Source organism: Polaromonas naphthalenivorans CJ2 (assembly GCF_000015505.1).
GTDB lineage: Bacteria > Pseudomonadota > Gammaproteobacteria > Burkholderiales > Burkholderiaceae_C > Polaromonas > Polaromonas naphthalenivorans.
This window is the reverse complement of record NC_008757.1, coordinates 261,085-279,659: the sequence shown is the minus strand read 5'-3', so window position 1 is coordinate 279,659 and position 18,575 is coordinate 261,085. Positions and strand designations below refer to the sequence as shown.

Sequence of the window (18,575 nt, the reverse complement as noted above, 5' to 3'; positions counted from 1 at the left end):
CGACTTTTCATTGCCTTGAAGATGCCCAGGTCAGGCGGGAGCACCGTCCACGACCAAAGTCGAGATGCATAGAAAATATTATACAATTCCCCTTGTAGGTGAATTTTTACACTAATTTTATGCAAAATAGATAACAAAAAAACGGCGTAGCTTTGAACGCTTCGTTGAAGATTGCATGGATTTATAGCTACAACTCCCCTTAGATGCGAAATACAACAAATTTTTCATTCAAGTCGCTCCTCTCGGATCTGCCGCGCGGCCAACCCATCGGGAGGCGATTGATGAGTGACCACGGTTTGACGACCAAGCACGCCGCTCGTCTTGCGAAAGAGGGTTGGCTGGAACGTCTCGGACACGGCGCCTATACCTTACCAGCCGAAACACTGGACCGGGATGCGAGCATCGCCTGGCTAGTTCCTGCCGTGTCTGGTCTGCACGTTGCCGGAAAGACGGCGCTAAGCTGGCGCGGAGTGCGGCACAACCTCGCCTTTCGAGAAACGCTGACACTTTGGGGGGACAAACCGGCCAAGCTACCCGCCTGGTTTACCACGCGGTTCCCCTCTCACTACCAGGCGACGCACCTCTTCGACGCGAGAATGCCACCGGAGCTTGGCATCGCGCCGTTGCCTGGCGGGAGACCTGATGTTCCGGTTTCGACGCCCGAGCGCGCCTTGCTAGAACTTCTCAGCGACGTCGGAAACAGGCAGACCCTGGAAGAGGCAAAGCATCTCGTAGAGGGCGCCCGTTCGCTTCGACTGCCTCTGCTTGATGAGCTTTTTTCGTACCTGACCCGTATCAAAGTGGTACGGCTAGCGTATGCCGTGGCCGATGAGCTCAATCTTCCTTGGAAATCCATCGCACGACAACACAGCGAGCGGCTCGGCGGCGGCAAGCGCTGGGTGAGTGTGGGAAAGACAGGGGAGCGCTTGGATCTCAAACGAAACCCATGAATCCAACCTACGCCTCAACCGTCCAACTCTTGCTGGCCATCGCGCCTGCAATCTTCGAGACGCCGCTTTTTGCGTTGAAAGGCGGAACGGCGCTCAACCTGTTCGTCCAAGACCTTCCTCGGTTGTCGGTAGACATTGACGTGGTCTTCGTGCGTCACGATATGGCCCGTGACGTGGCGCTCAAGGCCATCAAGGACGAGCTGGCAGCTGCAAAGACGCGCATAGAGCGCATGGGGTTTGTCGCGGAAGTGCGCCAGAACAAGGCCGGCGACGAAGCCAAGATGTTTGTGACGGACGACAAATCCGAGGTCAAGGTGGAAGTCAACTTCGTCTTCCGAGGAACCGTGCTTCCACCCGTTCGTACCTCGCTGGTGGCGGCGGCGCAGGCCCTTTTCGCGGCAAACATCGAGGTGCCGGTGCTGGCGATTCCTGAACTATACGGGAGCAAGCTGGTGGCCGCGATGGACCGACAGCATCCCCGAGACCTGTTCGATGTTCAGCACATGTTTGACCGATTCGGGCTGCCACCGGAGTTCGTTGACTGCTTTGTGGCGTACCTCGCCGGCCACAACCGACCAGTGCATGAAGTCCTCTTTGCTCAGTCGCAACCTCTGGCGGAGGTGTTCGCAAGTGAATTCGTGGGCATGACCGCCACACCAGTTACCTTGGAGCAATTGGAAGCTACGAGGGCACGGCTATTCGAATCGTTGCCGAAAGCACTAACGCCAGCCCATCATACTTTTCTGCTGTCACTGGTCCAAGCCGAACCCGACTGGAGTCAGATGCCATTCGCGCATTTGCAGGAGCTACCGGCGATTCGATGGAAGTTGATGAATCTCTCCAAGCTTAAGAAGACCAATACGCAGCGGTTCATCCAACAGTACGACGAACTCGCCGCGCGCCTGGCCGCGGTCGTTTAGAAAACGGTGCTGGTTGTGCGGGAAGGTGCGCCAGTATTGGCTCTCCCGAGTTTCTTGGGCTGTCCACACCAATCCATTCCGGCAGCACGACACGCAGTATTCGCGCTCGCTCACCGTGCCGCTGCGCTGGCCCACCTCGGACAGCCGGCTGATCGTGCAGGCTGCGCTCCATGGGCTGCAGCAGATCTACCGGCCCGGCTTGAACTATGCCAAGGCCGGCGTCATGCTGCTTGGCCTGCAGCACGGGCCCGCCGCCCAGCACGAGCTCGCGCTGGGTGATGACGCGCCCCGGCTAGAGGCGCTGATGGCTGCGATGGATCGGATCAACGAGCGCCATGGGCCGGGCACGGTGGCACTGGCCAGCGCCGGGCATTTTGCAGAAAACCGCATCTGGTCGATGCGCCAGGCGCTCAAGACGCCCGACTACATGGCGCGCTGGAGCGACATTCCCACGGCGCTGGCGTGAATGGCGAAGGATGTGCCTGGACATTCGCGCCGGCCGCATGGGCTTGGCCAGGCCGAGGCGACCAAATTTGGTCGCCTCGGGCAGCGCCAAAGCGGTGCAGGAACACCCTGGCGTTCATCAGCCCGCCCAGCCGGGGCTGGCCGCCCACCATCGGCAGCACCATCGGGTCGGGCTGCGGGTGCATTGCCGACTGCCTTCAACGAGTGGGTGGCCGAGTTGTTCGAGCGGGTTTGAGCGGTTGCCTTGCCCGCAAGCCGTGGAGGCGCGGCCAGCGCATACCAGCCAAAGCCCCCGAACAGTTCAGGCGCCGGATTTGAAATACAGCGTGATGCTGGCGCCCTGGCCCGGCGCGGAGCACACCTCGACCGACCCGCCCATCGATTCGAGTACGCGCCGGCAAAACAGCAGCCCCATGCCCCCGCTGCCCCGGCGCGAGGCGACCGGCCCGAGCGTGAGCTGCGCCAGGATGGCCGGCCCGATGCCCGGCCCAGTGTCGGCAAACCGGATGGCCGGCCGCGTCGGGTACGCCGCGTTCGAGCGTAATGCGAAGGTGCTGCTCGCTCCTGCCGTGCAAGGCGTGCAAGGCGTGCAGCGCATTTTTCGTCAGCGTCGAGAGCACCAGGTAGAGCATGTCGCGCTGGCAGGGCAGCACGAAGTCGGCCTCCAGATCGCAGCTCACCCAAGCGCGCTCGCCGTCCTCGAAGGGATAGTCCTGCAGCAGCGAATTGACCAGGCCGCTGGCCAGCAGCGGCGTCGGCGCGGCATCGGGGTAAGCATCGCGGGCGGACTGCACAAAGGTGTCCAGCAGCGACATCGCGTACTGCGCGCGCTGCTCGGCCGCCCCAACATCACCAGCGTGTCGCCGGCACGCCGTTCAGCCATCTGCGCCAGGCCGGGCGGCGCATTGGGCGCGGGCGCCCGGTGGCGGCTCTTGAGCGTTTCAAGGTAGCCCAGCACGGTGGCCATAGGCGTGTTCAGCTCGTGCGCCAGGAATCCGAGCGTCTCGCGCATCGCGGCGGCCGAGCCTTCGAGCCGGTGCTGCTCGCGCTGGCGCTGGCGATGGATCTGCAGGGCTTCGCGAAGCCCCTGGCGCACCTGCCCATAGTCGAACGGCTTTTCCAGGATGCGCATCACCCGGCCCTGGTTGATGGCTGCGACCACCACGTCTTTGTCGGCATAGGCCGAAGCCAGCAGCCGCACCACATGGCCTTGCTCGCGCTAGAGCGGAATCACCCTGACTGGCAATAGCTGTATCTCCACCGCCTCCGAGGTTTTCCTTGTGTTTGCTTGCCAGTCAGGGCGGAGCCGCTCTAGGCTACCGATTTCAACTGATCCATGCAAAACCAGTCAGATTCCACGCAGAGCCTGGGTTTTCTGGGCATGTGGATGGATCAACGATTTCCGGCAGCCTGGGTCAATTCGGCATCGGCGCCAACAATTTGACCATCTATCTTGGCCTCTTAACTGCTTTTACTGTTCCACTGCACCTCAGACCCCAATCCCCTCTTGCCACCCTCAAGGGCGGCGGTTCAGTCCAACAGGTTTATCTGCCGCTGATCAGCAGCGGTGAGCTTGGCCGGCATCGCGGCAGCGACCGATAAACTATTCGTTATCTTAGGGCCGCTCGTTGCTGTCGAGCTTGGGGCGGCAAAATCCGGGCTCGCACTCCTGCCAGCTCAAGTAGCCCAGGCAGGCGATGCTTCGCTCCGGCAGCACGGCGTCAAAGATGCTGTGGTGCCCCACGACGCAGTGACACGAGGGTTCTTGCCCTTCGTCAAGCGCCTCGATGGCGTCACGGTCATAGACCGTTTTGGAGCCTTCGCGGAAAGGGCATCCGGCGCAAGGTTTTGACCTCATGGCTGCACCGCCTGGGCGATGGGCTGACGCGCCTGTAGCGACAGCAGCGCCTTCAACTCCCCGATCTGATCGGTGAGCGAGTTGACCGTGGACTGCAGCGTCTGGCGCTCGATGGTGCGGTCGCGCTTTTCCATCTCCAGCGCATGCCGGGCGGCCATCACATCGGCCTCGGCGGCGGTGGCCAGCCGCATCCTGTCCGCGCTGTCCCGCGCCTGATGCGCTTGGAGCTCCTTGCGCGCGGCGGCGCAGTCGGCCAGCGCCGCCTCGCTTGAGGCATGGGCCGCTGCGGTCTCTTGTTCCAGCGCGTCCACCTGCGCCGCCAGCGTTGCAACATCATCGGCGGCCGCGATGGCGGCGGCGCGCAAGGCGTCGCGCTCGGTCATGCAGCTGGCCAACTTGCCGGCCAGCTGATGCCCTGCCGCGTTGTAGGCCGCGCTCCAGAGGGCCGCGATCACCTCCGGTGGCGCGCTCGGCACGGCGGACAGGCTCACCGGCTCCTGGGCTGCCTTGGCCGCCGCGCGCAGCGCGTCCAGGTGCTTTTGAAGGGTCGCAAAACTGCCTCGCCCCAGGATGGCCCGAATTTTCGAGGCGCTGGTGTTCAACGGGTCTGTCCCGTTCAGGGCGCCGAGCACATCCTCCATCGTCACGGGGCCGGCATTTGCATTTTCCATCTTCAACTCCTGTTGTGTAATTACAGTGTAATAGTAATACTGTAAATTACACAATAAATAATGTAATAAGTGCTGTATTTATTTTTAGTCGCTCTTATTTTTCAGGCCGATAAGCAGCGCTTTTTGAGGTCTCGCTGTTGTGGGGCGTTAATCCTGCGAATGAAATGCAGTGACCTTGCCCCGAAAAACGTATCCCTTGCTGAGTGGTTCAATTCAGACAAGGAAAACGGAAATGACGAAAACATCAAGGGCGCGCTACACGCTCGAATTCAAGCAGGAAGCGGTCAGGCTGGTCGAGGGCGGGCAGACCATTGCCGGGGCAGCTCGAACGCTGGGGATAGTGGAGCAGACGCTGTTCAACTGGGTCAAGGCGCACAGGCAGGGAAAGCTCAAAGGCGTGGACAGCAAACCGGTGAGCGCCGAGCAGATGGAGATCAGCCGGCTCCGGGCCGAGCTGGCGCGCGTGAAAATGGAGCGCGACATCTTGGGAAAAGCGACGGCGTACTTCGCAAGAGGGTCGATTTGAAGTACGTACATGGACGCCCCGGTATGCCAAGCATTCAATTCATGTGATGACTAAAAGGTAAAGATTGCAGCCGTACATTCGGACTCTTTTGCGGCAATGCCGCCGTCCCTGATGGAATTCGCTGGTTAGTGCCCCATCGCCTTCATGCACTCAAAGTGCCTGTACTTCAGCGGGCTTTGCCAACCACGGTCTGACCTGGTTCGCCATCAACTTCATGATTGCCTGTGCAATCGGTGGTTTCGTTCTCCCGGTGTCGTTATTACTGCTGTCCCATAGTTGGTTCTTCAGGCGCTGGCCTTGGAAGCGATGTACCCGGCCTCATATCGCCTGTCATGTGTTAGCAACGCCCAGGCGATCCGGGCATTTTTGTTAGCCAGCGCCACTGCCGCCACATTCTTGTTACGCCGGTTGACGACGTCATTGATCCAACTGCACGTGCGGTTCGGATCGCTCTTTAGACTCGCACGCAACACCACAGAGCGTGCTCCGTGAATCAAAAGGGTTCGCAGGTACGAGTCGCCGCGTTTGCTGATCCCCAACAGGTTCTGCCTACCTCCGCTGGAGTGCTGCTTGGGCACCAGACCCAGCCAGGCAGCGACCTGCCTGCCGCTATCGAAGCTCTTGGCATCTCCCAGTGAGGCCACCAGCGCACTAGCAGTGATGGGACCTATGCCGGGTATCCGTGCCAATTTGCTGCTGGCTTCACTTTGACGATGCCACGCTACGATCTGCGACTCCAGTTCATCGACTTGGCGGTCCAACTCCTTAAGGTGATTTAACAAACGCTCAATGAGCAGCCGAAATGATCCGGGTAGCACGTTGCTGGCATCTTCGATGAGTTCTGGCACATGGTTTGCGATATGCCTGATGCCCAGGGGAATGATCAGACCAAACTCGCTCAGCATGCCTCGAATCTGATTGGCCTGGGCGGTACGCGCCTTCACGAATCCCTGGCGCGCACGATGGAGCAACAGCACGCTTTGCTGCTCAACATTCTTGATCGGCACGAAGCGCATGTTCGGCCGGGTCACAGCCTCGCAAATTGCCTCTGCATCAGCCGCATCATTCTTGTTTGTCTTGACGTACGGCTTGACAAATTGGGCCGCCATCAGCTTGACAGTGTGGCCCATCGCCTGCAGCTTGCGGGCCCAATGGTGGGCGCTACCGCACGCTTCCATACCGACCAGGCAAGGTGGCAAGTTCACGAAGAACTCGGCCATTTGATTGCGCCGCAATTGCTTTTTGATAAGGGGCTTGCCGAATTCACTGACGCCGTGAATTTGAAACACGTTTTTTGCCAGATCAATGCCAACGGTTGTAACTTTCATGGTGGACACTCCTGTCGATGAAAAAGGATTGATACGCCACCCCAATTTGACATATCAATGCCGTTTAAGGTGGGGCGTCCATTCCATTGCCTTCATCCAGCGCCACCGGCATGCCTGGCCGGTCTCGGTGCAATGCCGGGTGCTTCGGGTCAGTGCGGCCGGATACCACGAGCACCTGGCGCGGCGCGCCAGCAATGCGCAACGGCGCCACCTGAGCGACGAGGCGCTGCTGGTACACATCAAGGCCCTGCACGCCGAGACCCGCAGCGCCTACGGCTGGCCGCGCATCTGGCGCGAGCTGGTGGCACGCGGTGTCCCGGTGGGCAAGGAGCGGGTGCAAAAGCTCATGCAGCTGCACGGCATTCGTGCCAAAGGCAAACGGCGCTTCAAGGTCACCACCGACAGCAATCACAAGTTGCCGATTTCGCCAAACCTGCTCAACCGCGAGTTCACCGTGGCTGAGCCTGACAGGGTCTGGGTGGGGGACATCACGTACATTGATCCCCAAAAATCCGCAGCAAGTGCAAGTGTTGAAGAGCTGTTATTAAATACAGTAAAATACCAAAAAGCGCTACCTGTAGTGTATTGACTGGTAGTTTTGCCCCATATATAGTGTCCATTAGCACTCCTCGTGGTTGAGTGCTAATTCTTCCAAATTGGCCACCGGTTTAGAGAGGATCCATCGTGGCAGACAAACATCAAGTCATTTTCTATCCGGTCGGCAACGGTGATACGACCCAGATCGTCCTGACCGGCGGTCGCCGTGTCCTGTTCGACTTTTGCCACCGCGAAAAAGCTGAAGACACGAGCACGCCGGAAATTGATCTCAAAGCGCGCCTGAAGGCCGACCTCAAAAAGGCGGATCGCGACTATTTCGATGTCGTGGCCTTCACGCACGCCGATCTGGATCACATCCAGGGCAGTACCGACTTTTTCGAGCTGCAGCACGCCAGGAAATATCATGGCGAAGGTCGAATCAAGATTCATGAACTCTGGGTGCCTGCCGCAATGCTGTTGGAGCAAGCCGACAACGACCACCAGATGGAAGAGTTCGTCCTGCTTCGACAGGAGGCTCGGCACCGCCTACTGGAGGGCAAGGACATCCTGGTGTTCTCGAAGCCTCAAGCACTGGCCGACTGGCTCGAACCCCTCCTGAAAGAGCGTGGCGAATCGGCTTCGGCCCGCGATCACCTGCTCATCGATGCCGGCACGATCGTACCCGGCTTCTCGCTCGACGCGGACAAGGTGGAGTTCTTCTGCCACTCGCCGTTCATCAAGCACTGCGACGAAGGCGACATCATCCGAAACGAGGCGTCACTGGTTTTCAACGTGCGCTTTCGCGCCGACGGCGCTCACTATGACTACCTCGAAGTCGGTGATGCAACCTGGGATAGCATGGAAGACATTGTGAAGACGACGCGGTATCACAAGAACGAGGACAGACTGGCCTGGGATCTGTACAACATCCCCCACCATTGCAGCTACCTGGCACTGAGCGACGAGAAAGGCGACAAGGAAACCGAGCCCAAACCACTGATCAAAGACCTCTTGCGGCTGGGCAAGAAGGACGCGTACATCGTCAGCTGTAGCAAGCCCATCACGGACGTGAAGGACTCGTACACCCAGAAGCAACCCCCACACATTCAGGCCCGCAAAGCCTACGAACGCTACTTGAAGGAAGTGAATGGTCGTAAATTCCTTGTCACAATGGAGGAACCCAACGCCAACAAGCCGGAGCCGATCACCTTCGAGATCACAAACGGCGGGGTGACCTGGATTCGCTCAACATCCATCGGTGCGCCGGCCGTCATTCTGTCGACGCCACCGCGGGCGGGCTGATGGCCGAGGAGTACCACGAACTCACGAATGTCAGTGCGCTTGCGGATGAAGTAGGACTGACGATCCCGCGAGCCAAGACGTTATTCGATGTCGTCTCGCGGCAGCGCGACTACGCGGTGGTCCAGCTCCTGCAACACTGCGATGACGGGACTCCGAAGCTTGAATGCATCGTCGTCGAGGTCGAGTGCGATGGTGTGCCTCCAAAAAATGGCGTCGGCATCAATTATCGGGAACGCTTGGCGCTATGTGTGTCCGACGATCCCAAGCAGCTCATCGAGGTTCTGGCAATGCGCAAGGACTTCCCTGTTTTGATGCACCAGAACCAGGGCATCCTCGATGCCCCTGCGAGCCTTTGTCTGTACTTCGAATCCGTGGCGGCGGTGATGCGCACTTGGACACCGCAAAGTTTTTTGCGCCGAATCCAGTGGTGGCTCGAAAAGAGTGCACGGGGTGAACTGCACCCGACGGACCAGCCGGTTGAACATCTGTTCTTCGCTACCAGATACGAACTCGTTCTGCCGTGGAATCTGTCAACGTTACGCAAAAGTGCTGAGCATCGCTTCGTCATCGCGCGAGGCCCCGAGCGTCCCGACGCGGGCTTCACGTGCTTCCTGGAAGCGGTCCCTAAAGATGCTGCGGTCAAGACCGGCACCGCCGCCCCCATCGAGTTGGTGCTGCAACCGATCCTGCACGGGTTCGTCGAGCGCGATCCAGCGACATTGGGACAACTCGCTGACATTCTTTCCAGGCGTGGCATCGATCTCCTGCCCTACTTGCGAGCAGCCCTGCAGGCGCGCGTGGGCGCCAAGGGCGTCGTCGCATCGGCCGACGACAAATGCACGGTCATCCTGCTCCATATCCCCATCTGCCGGACCGAAGGCGCAGAGCCCGTCGGCGTTACCCATCGCGCGTTCCTGCTGCTGGCAGGCGGACTGGAACTCGGCGTCGCCGTCGGCGCATTGTTCGTCCTCGACAAGAAGTATTTCAGCGCAACGGGGCTGATCGGTGCGCAGCCTGCCACCGAGTGGCGTTCGCAGCCTGTTTTGCCGATGGCCGTCCTGAGCCAAAACGACGCAGCGGCAGCGAGGAAGCAGTCGGGCATCACCGAGGAAGGACCGGCCGGCGCGCTTGTTGGCGCAGGTTCCCTCGGCAGCGCGATACTCAATTTTTGGGGACGCGCTGGCTGGGGAAGCTGGACCGTCATCGATAAGGACCATATCAAGCCGCACAACCTGTCTCGGCATGTGGCCTATGCGCAGCACATTGGATACCCCAAGGCCACCGTCGTGGCGGACCTACACGCGGCGGCCATGCATGGGGCCTCCGAGATCACCCCACTGAACGCCGATGCCAGTGACTTCAAGCCTGGGGCGGTCACTGATGCACTGTCAAGTGTGAAGCTAGTGGTCGACGCCTCGACGACTCTGGAATATCCGCGCGCCGCAAGTATGGTCGATGGCTTCGCCAGACACTTCTCGGTCTTCGTCACACCAACCGGCAATGCAGGAATATTACTTGCCGAAGACGCCCAACGGCTTCTTCGCCTGCGTACTCTTGAAGCGCAGTATTACCGCGCCTTGATCCAAGAGAACTGGGGACGAAACCACCTCACCGACAACACTGGTTCGTTCTGGAGCGGCGCGAGCTGCCGGGATATTTCTGTGGTCATACCGTATTCGCGGATCATGGGCCAGGCCAGTACACTGGCCGAGCAGATTCCATTGGCGGCAGCGCAAGACGGCGCAATGATTCGCGTATGGCAGCGCGATCCAGTTCGTGGCACCGTGGAGGTGCACGACGTGCCTGTGGCCACTGAACGTCGCATGCAGCTCGGTGAATTCGATCTGTTCGTCGACGCCAGCGTAGAGCTGCAACTTCGGGACTTGCGGACGAAGGGATTTCCCAATGAAACCGGCGGCGTGTTAATCGGGTATTACGATTTCAACGTCAGTGCCGTCATCGTAGTCGCGGCCCTTCCTGCTCCGCCTGACAGCAAGTCCAGTCCTGGCTCATTCGAGCGCGGCATCGCTGGTCTGGCAGAAACGGTCACCGAAGCGTCTCGACGGACAGCCGGAGTCGTCGGCTACATCGGCGAGTGGCACAGCCATCCACCTGGGCATTCCGCCTCACCCAGCCGTGACGATCTCGTGCAACTCGTTCATCTGGCCTTGGGCATGGCCGATGACGGTCTCCCCGCCGTTCAGCTCATCGTCGGTGAACACGATCTGCAAGTCTTGCAAGGCACGGTGAAGTGATGCGCGGGCAAAGCATTCGATCTGTTGTAGAGAATCCCCAGTTCATCGTGCTTCGGAGGGCAGCATGCCTGGGCAAATGATCTTACAGATATGGGATGTGCAGCATGGCGCATGCGCCATGCTCACACACCAGGCAGACAACGGTGAGCAAGGTCGACTCGCAATGATCGATTCCGGCGACAACGGGCTGACGGGATGGAAGCCAAGCACCTATATCAAGAATCACCTGCGGCGCAGTGTGCTGGACTACCTGTTCATCACAAATGCAGACCTCGACCATATGAGCGATCTGAACAATCTGTGGACCGAGGGCATCACCGTCTCCTCGTTTCAGAGGAATCGCAGCGTGTCACCAGAGGTCTTGAGGATCATCAAGGAAGCGAGTGGCGAGCTGACCGACGACATCGAGAGGTACTTGGCCCTTCACACTGACTACATACACGCCGTCGATGCCCCTTTCGATCAGCACATGGGCGGCATTACGGTAACCGCCTTCTCCAACCCCTACCCTCGCTTCTACGACACGAACAACCTGAGCCTGGCCGTGTTCTTCAAATTCGGGCCGTTCAAGATCCTGTTCCCTGGCGACCTGGAAGAAGATGGATGGCTCGCGATGCTGGAACAACCAGCGTTTCGCGCCGAGTTGGTCGGTACGACAGTGCTGGTCGCATCCCATCATGGCCGAACGAACGGCTATTGCCAACGGATATTTGACTACTTCGAACCGCAAGTGGTAGTGATCTCGGACAAGTCAATTGTCCACTCAACCCAAAAACCACATTACCAGTACGCTGCTTCGAATCAGGGCGTGCTAGTGTCCAACACCAACCGACGTCGACGCTGCCTAACGACGCGCAAAGACGGCTGGATTTTGTTCAAAGTGTCGGATGACGGCAGGTATACGGTCACCACAGAATACAACGGATAAAAGAAATGAAAGATTACAACAAAACACTGAAGGGCCGAAACCTCGCCTGGCTGGTAGCGACACTCGTCCTGGATGTCCTCGTGCTCCTGGTGATCGCTTTCAACACTGCGGTCGATGATCTGACTCTGACAAAGGTCGCCGTTATCCGTGCGAGTCTGACCACGTTGCTGCCCATTCCGGCCTTGATCCTCTCGTCGCTCATCTCGTCCGATCACAAGGCCATTCTGGTGTTCTGGCGCTTCCAGCATCCGCTGCCAGGTGCTCGGGCCTTCTCCGTGCATGCGCCAGCCGACCCGCGGATCGACATAGCGAAGCTGAAGAAAAACGTGGGTGAGTTCCCGTCTACGGAAAGAGATCAGAACTCGAAGTGGTACGGTCTATACAGGCAGGTCGACTCGGACCCCTCGGTCGTGGACAGCCATAAGAACTACCTGCTGTTCCGCGACATCTCGGTAATGTCGCTGCTGCTCGTACCAACGCTGCCTCTGGTCATGCATTTCAGCGGCATCGACTCGACGCGCATGCTGGCGTCCGCAGCGTGGTTCCTCGGACAATACCTGGTCACAGCGTTTGCCGCAAGGACCACTGGCATTCGTTTTGTACAGAACGTACTGGCCGTTCATGCCAGTCGCAAAGTGGCTGGATCGAAGCCTGCAGCGCGCAAAGCAGTGTCTATTCCGGATTCGTTAAACATGTGACCTGTCCCGCCCCTACGTGCATCAAGGTAAACGGCCAGTCACACAATACAACTGTGTAGCGTGCACCTACCAAAGCAAGACGGCAATTGCCTATCGACGCATCTGCACCTGATCAGCTTCCAACTTTTCCGCTTTACGGTTCAGCACTTTGAACCCTCGGTCACGTTCCTCTAACATAAAGACAGCGCAGGGTGCCGGCGCATGAAATGCCCCCGACATAGCTTTCGTTGGGGGTTGAATTTTGGAATTGGATAACTGAAACTGAAAATTGGTTAGAAAAGACCAAACCAGCAGGCCCGCTGTATTGCCGCCAACTTGTTGTCGGCGCGCAGCTTGGTGCTGGCATTGGCGATGTGAAACGTCACGGTGCGTTCGGTGCAACCCATTTTTTCGCTGCTTTCCCTGGCAGTCAGCCCCTTGAACGCCAATTTCAAACACTCAATTTCTCGCGGGCTTAGTGGACTGTGGGCTTGAATCAAGGCTTGCTTGAGTGCTGGCCATTTAATAAATGCCGACCAAGCGAGTTGAGCAGCGTCATTCTGGTCGTGCCACTTTAAAGAACTGAAAAGATAGCATTCGAAGGCTCTCCCTCCAGTCATGGGAAATGCGATGCGCAACACACTCTGGAGACCGTGCCCCACACAAAGCATGCGCCAGCCTTGGGTTGCTTCTGGGATGGCGTCTGCAATGTCCTCCCAGCCGACGAGAGGCGCCATGAAATCATCCCACGCTACGCCAAAGTCACCACTTTTAGCAAGCGTTTGTGCTGCCAAGAGTAGGTTAGCTGGCTGCACCGCGCGCACCAACCGACTTTCCTCTGTAGAAAACGGGTCGGGGCCGAGAATTATCAGAGCTTCCACGGAAAACAGCCGTAGTGCGCTTAGCCACTCATAGACTATGCCATCTAGGCTTAAAAAGCCGAGCGCTTCAGATACCCCCATCAGCGTGCACTAAAAAAGTAAAAGCCACTATGGCCAAGTGTCAAAACCATCATGGAATGGGCGTCAGTAAATACAGAACGTTTTGGAAGGTTGACGAAAACCGAAGATCTAATTTGGATTCCACGAAAAAATCACTTATTCACTGTGCTAAAAGCCAATTATCGCGCTAGCAGCCTGTCGGGCTTACCCCAGCAATTCGGGATAATTGCGCAACCCCATCCCGCATTGCCACCGCATGAGCCGCTTTATCCCACTTGACCGCCAGAGCGCCTACCTCCTGCCCCCGTCGCTGCAGGACTGGCTGCCCGAAGACCACCTGGCCCGCTTCATCCTCGAAGCCATCGAGCAGCTGGACCTTGGCAAGCTCACCAGTGCCTATGCCGGACGCGGCAGCGCCGCCTACCACCCCGAAGTGCTGCTCAGTCTTTTGGTCTACGGCTACGCCACCGGCGTTTTTTCCAGTCGCAGAATCGAGCGCGCCACCCATGACTCGGTGGCGTTTCGCTTTCTTGCTGCCAACAGCCACCCCGACCATGACACTCTGGCCACGTTTCGCCGCCGCTTCCTGGGCGAACTCTCGGACATCTTCATGCAGGTGCTGGAACTGGCGGGAGAGATGAAGCTGCTCAAGCTGGGCGCCATCAGCCTGGACGGCACCAAGGTGCATGCCAACGCTTCGCGCCACAGTGCGCTGTCGCATGGCCATATCGACAAACTCCAGACCAAGCTGCAGGCCGAAGTGCCGGAGCTGCTCGCGCTGGCCGAGCAGGCAGACGGGGCCGATATTCTCGATGGCATGAAGCTGCCCGAAGAGCTCAAGCACAGGCAAGACCGTATTGTCGCCATGCAGGAGGCCAAGACCAAAATCCAGCAGCGCGCGCAGGCGCGTTTCGCCTGTGAGCAGGCCGAGTACCAGGCCAAACTGGCCCAGCGCCAGGCCCGGGCCGAACAAACCGGCAAGAAGTCCGGCGGCAGGCCACCAAAGCCCCCAGAGGCCGGTCCCCGGGCGCAAGACCAGATCAACCTGACCGATGAGGAGTCGCGCATCATGAAGGTGGCCGGCGGCGGCTTCGAGCAGTGCTACAACGCCTAGGCAGCGGTCGATACCGCCAGCATGCTGGTGCTCGTGCCCCTTGTGACGCAAGCGTGCAACGACAAGGAGCAAGTCATGCCCATGCTGGAGCAACTGGCACTGCTGCCCGGCTCGCTGGGGCGGGTGCATAGCCTGATCGCGGACTGCGGCTTTTGCAGCGACAAGAACATTGCGGCCTGTGAGGCGGCCGGGATGGAGCCCTACCTGGCCGTGGCGCGGCAGGACCACCATCCGCACTGGAGCGAGCGTTTTACAGAGCCCGCGCCTTGTCCGGAGGATGCGACGGCGCTTGAACGCATGGCGCACAAACTGCGCAGTTCCTCCGGCCGCGCGGTGTATGCGCTGCGCAAACAGACCGTCGAACCAGTGTTTGGCATCGTCAAGTCGGTGATGGGCTTTCGACAGTTCCTGCTCAGGGGCAAAGACAAGGTGAACGGGGAATGGCACCTGGTGTGCCTGGCGTGGAATCTCAAGCGCATGGCCGTGCTACGCCACAAATCCGTCCCATGTGCCTGAAAGGCTGGGGAGACGGCTCGAACTGCGCAAAAAGAGCGAATAAACGGCAAAAATCGCCTGAATATTGAGCGACTGATTGACCTGCCAAAGGTGCAACCTGTACGCCAGATTCAAGCCCGACAGGCTGCTAGCTATGTGCTTATTCGTTCTCCCAATAGTGTATCTTTTAGACTTGCGTTGGTGCGGTCGTGAAATACCTATCTTGACCCTGGTCAGCTTCGACCAATTACTCACAAAACCTACATGTCATTTCCACTTTACCGTCGTCTTGGCGGCATCATTTTCTTGGATGATGATCAGGCCTATCTTCAAGTTTTGGGCGATGCCTTGCCTGAGGGCCTACAAGTCCGCCTCTTTCATCGTCCTGCCGTGTGCGCAAAAACCCTGATTCAAGAGCAAAACGTATGGAATGCTGACTTCCGGTGCCAGCAGGAGATCGTTAAAAGGTGGCACGGTGGTACTCAACTGATCCCGCAGATTCTGAAATATTGGCGTGATGACGGCACAAAGCGTTTTTCGCTAACGAAGATCTGCATGGTGGACTATTCCATGCCTGCCATGAATGGGGTTGAATTCTTGCACTCCATCAAGGGCTGGAAAGGTTCACGGATATTACTTACTGGTTTGGCAGATGAACAAATCGCTGTGAGTGCTTTCAACTCTGGATTGATCCAGAAGTACATTCCCAAGCAGACCTCCAAGCTAACTTCACACCTAATCAATACCATTGGTGAGTTTCTTCAAGCCTCAATTGACAATCACCAACAGATTTGGTCACCAACTTTGTCTGAAAGACAGCTGGCCCTGATCTCCGACCCGCTGATTTCAAAGCGATTGGAATATCTATCTCTAACGCAAGGATGGGTAGAGCATGTTGTGATCGGTGCGCCGTTTGGCGTGTTATCTCAGAACTCTAAGGGCACTATTCAATGGCTGCAACTGGAGGCAGCAGAAAACCTACAGGAACTTGCTGAGCTAGCTGAGCATCAAGGTTGGGACGACAAAACAGTGCGAAACATCAAGAGCGGAGAAACTTTGATTGATGTGGAACTGCGTCAAGTCCTTGACGATGGCCGCAGACCAGAGCCACGGGAATCTTTCCCGATCGACGGAGAGCATTCCACTGTGTATGCCGCTCAGTTTGGTGTTTACGAGAGCTTAGGTGCTGGTTGTGTGCATAGCTACGGTCGGCTTTTGGTCGGCCTGAGCCAAAGAGCTATCCAAGATTGAACACTAAATCCGCGCATTCCCCCAACCTGCCCGACCTTGCCGAACTCGCCGAACTCCAGGGCTGGGACGCGCAGACGGTGCAAGCCATCTGGGACGGCCAGCGCCTGATCGATGTGGAACTGAGCCAATGCCTCGAAGGCGGGCGCAAGCCGGCGCCCCAGAGCGCCGTTGCGATTGAAGGCACGGGCAGCGTGGTGTATGCCGCGCGCTTCGAGGTGGGCCAGAGCGTGCGCGAAGGCGCCGTGAACAGCTACGGGCGTTTTGTGGCGGACCCAAGCGTGCCGCAGCCCGCACCCGCAGACTGCCCGCTCGCTTGGCCCGGGAATCCGGGGATTTGCCTTCGCACCGCTTCAGGCGAAAATTACAGCCATGCGCAAACCAGCAAAAATCATCAACGTCCGGCCCGCCGGTCCAGACCACCAGGTGGTCACTGTTGCGGGCGAGGTGGCCGGTTACCGGCGAAAACCGTGCGGCGGCTGCCCCTGGCTTGTCCAGAACGCCGGAGCGTTTCCGGCCGAGGCGTTCAGGCACAGCGCCAGCACGGCTTACGACATGGCGCGCAACGTGTTTTCGTGCCACGAGTCCGGTATCAAGCCGGCCCACACCTGCGCCGGCTTCTTGCTGCGCGGCGCCGGCCACAACATGGCCGTGCGCATCGGCTATATCACGGGCCGATACAAGGATGACGTGGCAGGCGCGGACGCCGCGCTGCACGACAGCTACCGGGCCATGGCCGTTGCCAACGGCGTGGCACACGACGATCCGGTGCTGGCGCCTTGCCGCTGACGCGCCGCCAGCCCGGATCGGGGCCCGAGCTTTCACGCCGCATCGCGATGAGCACCCAACAGGTATTCAATTTCCTGGCCCTGGCCGGATTGCCGGTCTGCTGGGTCGATGGCGCCAGCGGCTTTGTGCCCGGCGTGCGAATCCTCAACGGCGTCCTGGCCATCGATCCGCGCAAGGCGCTGGCCAGCGACGTGCTGCACGAGGCGGGCCACCTGTGTGTGGTGCCGGGGCGCTTTCGGCACCTGATGGGCGAGGACGTGGATGCTGGCGTGCAGGCCATGCTCGCGCAATGCAGGCATCTGGATCCAGACGATCCGCTCATGGTCCAGGTGATGCAGTCCGGCGAATGCGAAGCCACCGCCTGGAGCTGGGCGGCTGGAATGCATCTGGGGCTCGATCCCCAGATCATCATCGAGAACGCATCGTTTGAAGGCACGGGCGCGCAACTCAGGCTGGCGCTAAAGATGGGCCACCACTTCGGCGTTCACGGCCCGACAAGCGGGCCTGTTTTCCCGCATTTGCGGCGCTGGTTGCAAACGCACTGAATGGGCGTGCCGGGTGCGGGCGCGGTATTGTGTACCGGGCGAAACGAAAAAGCCCCCACCGGAGCCGGTGGGGGCGGTCTGTTCGCTCAGGTGTAAAGGGCTTTTCAGTTAGGCGCAGGCATCCAGCTGTTTATATAGGCCGTCGTGTCCGCGATATAGTTGTCCTTGAACCGCTCAGCGAAATTGATACTTTCCAGGCTTTTTACCAGCTGGCTCAGCATGCGCTGCTGGTAGACGCAGGCAAAGCCCTCGGCAATGCCTGCGTCGCGCCCGAGAAGGAGCACGTTGTTCGCCTCGCGCATGGCAAGCAGCCACGTGCGCGTGTACATGGCGTTGTGGATCATTGCCGTTTCGTGCACATCTTCCGGCCCGAAGTAGTCGAGCATGTCGCCTCCTTCATGGCCTACCGGACCGTGGGTCGGCTGCGCCAGCGCTGGCGCCGGGATGCCGGCCTGCATCAGGCGCTGCTCGCACGCGATGAAGTAGCGCCTGGCCGCCCGCCCTTGCGGCGTGCGCTCGACCATCGCCAGCTCCTTGGCCATGTCGAGGGACAAGCTGTAATCTTGTGTTGGTCTGCCGACTTTGGAGTTTTCCCCCGTTTGGGGGAATATCTCAAAATCGACTTTCTCAATAAAGCCGTACTCGTCCAGCTTGCTTTTGAGCCAGGTCGCAAAGTCGCGCTTGGCACCAAGAACCTCGTGAAGCGCCCTGCCATCGACGACCAGGCACTCCAGCCCGCCGATGACTCCTTGTGCCACCTGCACCAGCTCCAGGCCGGCCGGGCTGTCGCCGCCAACAGGCGACGCGGCCATCGCGGCCGGCTGGTGCGCGGTTTCACCCAGGCTGGCAATCGCCTTTTTGGTGGCCTTGCGCACGGCATCACCGGGTTTGGGTTTGGAGGCGCCGGAATTTTTGGGCAGGGCCTGCGCACTGCCGTGGCCCGTAGCCACTGGATCGGGTTGCGTTTTTCCGTTGGGCATGAGAAGGTTCCTTGAAGTTGAAAAGCTGTCCAGTTTGCCGCCAGGC

General features: G+C 59.1%; 18 protein-coding genes and 3 pseudogenes. 14 read left to right on the top strand and 7 right to left on the bottom strand.

The window, feature by feature from the left end; genetic code table 11:
• Positions 1 to 203 precede the first annotated feature (203 nt).
• Genes PNAP_RS21705 through PNAP_RS21695 form a run of 3 tightly spaced genes read left to right on the top strand, consistent with a single transcriptional unit; the run spans position 204 to position 2,336 of the window.
• The gene (locus tag PNAP_RS21705; RefSeq protein WP_041377574.1) at positions 204 to 950 is read left to right on the top strand and encodes a type IV toxin-antitoxin system AbiEi family antitoxin domain-containing protein; all 747 of its coding nucleotides are present in this window, start codon (positions 204 to 206) and stop codon (positions 948 to 950) included.
• Positions 947 to 1,870, top strand: a complete 924-nt coding sequence (locus tag PNAP_RS21700) for a nucleotidyl transferase AbiEii/AbiGii toxin family protein (RefSeq protein WP_011798021.1) — start codon at positions 947 to 949, stop codon at positions 1,868 to 1,870. Before PNAP_RS21705 ends, PNAP_RS21700 begins: the two co-directional genes overlap by 4 nt.
• A 25-nt stretch (positions 1,871 to 1,895) precedes the next feature.
• Positions 1,896 to 2,336 (top strand): DUF4113 domain-containing protein, encoded by a 441-nt coding sequence (locus PNAP_RS21695; protein WP_198140726.1) that lies wholly within the window; start codon positions 1,896 to 1,898, stop codon positions 2,334 to 2,336.
• A gap of 300 nt (positions 2,337 to 2,636) precedes the next feature.
• On the opposite strand, the gene PNAP_RS25245 is transcribed toward PNAP_RS21695, so the two are convergent.
• Both PNAP_RS25245 and PNAP_RS25240 read right to left on the bottom strand, forming a co-directional pair.
• Complete coding sequence (locus PNAP_RS25245; protein ID WP_049763811.1) at positions 2,637 to 2,933, bottom strand: sensor histidine kinase; 297 nt, start codon at positions 2,931 to 2,933, stop codon at positions 2,637 to 2,639.
• 78 nt (positions 2,934 to 3,011) lie between these two features.
• Entirely contained in the window at positions 3,012 to 3,536 is a 525-nt protein-coding gene (locus PNAP_RS25240) for a histidine kinase dimerization/phospho-acceptor domain-containing protein (protein ID WP_157040473.1), read from the bottom strand.
• A 77-nt stretch (positions 3,537 to 3,613) separates the two neighbouring features.
• Between PNAP_RS25240 and PNAP_RS26170 the strand changes: the two genes are divergently transcribed.
• On the top strand, positions 3,614 to 3,937 hold the full coding sequence (locus PNAP_RS26170) for a hypothetical protein (protein WP_011798019.1): 324 nt from the start codon (positions 3,614 to 3,616) through the stop codon (positions 3,935 to 3,937).
• A gap of 13 nt (positions 3,938 to 3,950) precedes the next feature.
• On the opposite strand, the gene PNAP_RS26165 is transcribed toward PNAP_RS26170, so the two are convergent.
• Both PNAP_RS26165 and PNAP_RS21680 read right to left on the bottom strand, forming a co-directional pair.
• Positions 3,951 to 4,193 (bottom strand): hypothetical protein, encoded by a 243-nt coding sequence (locus PNAP_RS26165; protein ID WP_011798018.1) that lies wholly within the window; start codon positions 4,191 to 4,193, stop codon positions 3,951 to 3,953.
• On the bottom strand, positions 4,190 to 4,864 hold the full coding sequence (locus PNAP_RS21680) for a DNA-binding protein (protein ID WP_011798017.1): 675 nt from the start codon (positions 4,862 to 4,864) through the stop codon (positions 4,190 to 4,192). The genes PNAP_RS26165 and PNAP_RS21680 overlap by 4 nt, the downstream gene beginning before the upstream one ends.
• A gap of 232 nt (positions 4,865 to 5,096) precedes the next feature.
• Here PNAP_RS21680 and PNAP_RS21675 point away from each other — a divergent pair.
• A pseudogene (locus PNAP_RS21675) lies at positions 5,097 to 5,395 on the top strand (transposase); the annotation flags it as partial.
• Positions 5,396 to 5,674: 279 nt separating this feature from the next.
• Here the strand turns inward: PNAP_RS21675 and PNAP_RS21670 are convergent.
• Positions 5,675 to 6,718, bottom strand: a complete 1,044-nt coding sequence (locus PNAP_RS21670) for an IS110 family RNA-guided transposase (RefSeq protein ID WP_011798015.1) — start codon at positions 6,716 to 6,718, stop codon at positions 5,675 to 5,677.
• Between the two features lie 88 nt (positions 6,719 to 6,806).
• Between PNAP_RS21670 and PNAP_RS21665 the strand changes: the two are divergent.
• The 5 genes and pseudogenes from PNAP_RS21665 to PNAP_RS21645 form a co-directional block, all read left to right on the top strand.
• Positions 6,807 to 7,217: pseudogene (locus tag PNAP_RS21665) on the top strand (IS3 family transposase); the annotation flags it as partial.
• A 185-nt stretch (positions 7,218 to 7,402) separates the two neighbouring features.
• Positions 7,403 to 8,557 (top strand): ComEC/Rec2 family competence protein, encoded by a 1,155-nt coding sequence (locus tag PNAP_RS21660; protein WP_011798013.1) that lies wholly within the window; start codon positions 7,403 to 7,405, stop codon positions 8,555 to 8,557.
• The gene (locus PNAP_RS21655) at positions 8,557 to 10,812 is read left to right on the top strand and encodes a ThiF family adenylyltransferase (protein WP_011798012.1); all 2,256 of its coding nucleotides are present in this window, start codon (positions 8,557 to 8,559) and stop codon (positions 10,810 to 10,812) included. The genes PNAP_RS21660 and PNAP_RS21655 overlap by 1 nt, the downstream gene beginning before the upstream one ends.
• A 118-nt stretch (positions 10,813 to 10,930) precedes the next feature.
• Positions 10,931 to 11,740 carry a ComEC/Rec2 family competence protein gene (locus PNAP_RS21650; protein ID WP_232290844.1) on the top strand — a complete coding sequence of 270 codons (810 nt, stop codon included), beginning with the start codon at positions 10,931 to 10,933 and terminating at the stop codon, positions 11,738 to 11,740.
• Positions 11,741 to 11,745: 5 nt separating this feature from the next.
• Positions 11,746 to 12,438 (top strand): hypothetical protein, encoded by a 693-nt coding sequence (locus tag PNAP_RS21645; RefSeq protein WP_011798010.1) that lies wholly within the window; start codon positions 11,746 to 11,748, stop codon positions 12,436 to 12,438.
• A gap of 272 nt (positions 12,439 to 12,710) precedes the next feature.
• Here PNAP_RS21645 and PNAP_RS21640 read toward each other — a convergent pair whose 3' ends face one another.
• Positions 12,711 to 13,298 (bottom strand): helix-turn-helix transcriptional regulator, encoded by a 588-nt coding sequence (locus PNAP_RS21640; RefSeq protein WP_011798009.1) that lies wholly within the window; start codon positions 13,296 to 13,298, stop codon positions 12,711 to 12,713.
• A 316-nt stretch (positions 13,299 to 13,614) separates the two neighbouring features.
• On the opposite strand from PNAP_RS21640, the pseudogene PNAP_RS21635 reads away from it, so the two are divergent.
• The 4 genes and pseudogenes from PNAP_RS21635 to PNAP_RS21620 all read left to right on the top strand — a co-directional run bounded on the left by PNAP_RS21635 (position 13,615) and on the right by PNAP_RS21620 (position 17,549).
• Positions 13,615 to 14,988 (top strand): annotated as a pseudogene (locus PNAP_RS21635) (IS1182 family transposase).
• A gap of 243 nt (positions 14,989 to 15,231) precedes the next feature.
• Positions 15,232 to 16,218, top strand: a complete 987-nt coding sequence (locus PNAP_RS21630; RefSeq protein WP_011798008.1) for a response regulator — start codon at positions 15,232 to 15,234, stop codon at positions 16,216 to 16,218.
• 369 nt (positions 16,219 to 16,587) lie between these two features.
• Positions 16,588 to 17,004, top strand: a complete 417-nt coding sequence (locus PNAP_RS21625) for a DUF6283 family protein (RefSeq protein ID WP_011798007.1) — start codon at positions 16,588 to 16,590, stop codon at positions 17,002 to 17,004.
• 47 nt (positions 17,005 to 17,051) lie between these two features.
• Positions 17,052 to 17,549, top strand: a complete 498-nt coding sequence (locus tag PNAP_RS21620) for a hypothetical protein (RefSeq protein WP_049763809.1) — start codon at positions 17,052 to 17,054, stop codon at positions 17,547 to 17,549.
• Between the two features lie 104 nt (positions 17,550 to 17,653).
• Here the strand turns inward: PNAP_RS21620 and PNAP_RS25235 are convergent, their stop codons facing one another.
• Positions 17,654 to 18,529, bottom strand: coding sequence for an antA/AntB antirepressor family protein (locus tag PNAP_RS25235; RefSeq protein WP_011798005.1), 876 nt, complete (start codon positions 18,527 to 18,529; stop codon positions 17,654 to 17,656).
• Positions 18,530 to 18,575: the final 46 nt, after the last annotated feature.

What these genes read in the sequence shown, in the direction of transcription:
- PNAP_RS21705 (WP_041377574.1), top strand. Translation starts at nt 204, where the DNA reads ATGCGAAATACAACAAATTTTTCATTCAAGTCGCTCCTCTCGGATCTG.
- PNAP_RS21700 (WP_011798021.1), top strand. Translation starts at nt 947, where the DNA reads ATGAATCCAACCTACGCCTCAACCGTCCAACTCTTGCTGGCCATCGCG.
- PNAP_RS25245 (WP_049763811.1), bottom strand. Translation starts at nt 2,933, where the DNA reads ATGCGCTGCACGCCTTGCACGCCTTGCACGGCAGGAGCGAGCAGCACC.
- PNAP_RS26165 (WP_011798018.1), bottom strand. Translation starts at nt 4,193, where the DNA reads ATGAGGTCAAAACCTTGCGCCGGATGCCCTTTCCGCGAAGGCTCCAAA.
- PNAP_RS21680 (WP_011798017.1), bottom strand. Translation starts at nt 4,864, where the DNA reads ATGGAAAATGCAAATGCCGGCCCCGTGACGATGGAGGATGTGCTCGGC.
- PNAP_RS21670 (WP_011798015.1), bottom strand. Translation starts at nt 6,718, where the DNA reads ATGAAAGTTACAACCGTTGGCATTGATCTGGCAAAAAACGTGTTTCAA.
- PNAP_RS21655 (WP_011798012.1), top strand. Translation starts at nt 8,557, where the DNA reads ATGGCCGAGGAGTACCACGAACTCACGAATGTCAGTGCGCTTGCGGAT.
- PNAP_RS21650 (WP_232290844.1), top strand. Translation starts at nt 10,931, where the DNA reads ATGCTCACACACCAGGCAGACAACGGTGAGCAAGGTCGACTCGCAATG.
- PNAP_RS21645 (WP_011798010.1), top strand. Translation starts at nt 11,746, where the DNA reads ATGAAAGATTACAACAAAACACTGAAGGGCCGAAACCTCGCCTGGCTG.
- PNAP_RS21630 (WP_011798008.1), top strand. Translation starts at nt 15,232, where the DNA reads ATGTCATTTCCACTTTACCGTCGTCTTGGCGGCATCATTTTCTTGGAT.
- PNAP_RS21625 (WP_011798007.1), top strand. Translation starts at nt 16,588, where the DNA reads ATGCGCAAACCAGCAAAAATCATCAACGTCCGGCCCGCCGGTCCAGAC.
- PNAP_RS21620 (WP_049763809.1), top strand. Translation starts at nt 17,052, where the DNA reads ATGAGCACCCAACAGGTATTCAATTTCCTGGCCCTGGCCGGATTGCCG.
- PNAP_RS25235 (WP_011798005.1), bottom strand. Translation starts at nt 18,529, where the DNA reads ATGCCCAACGGAAAAACGCAACCCGATCCAGTGGCTACGGGCCACGGC.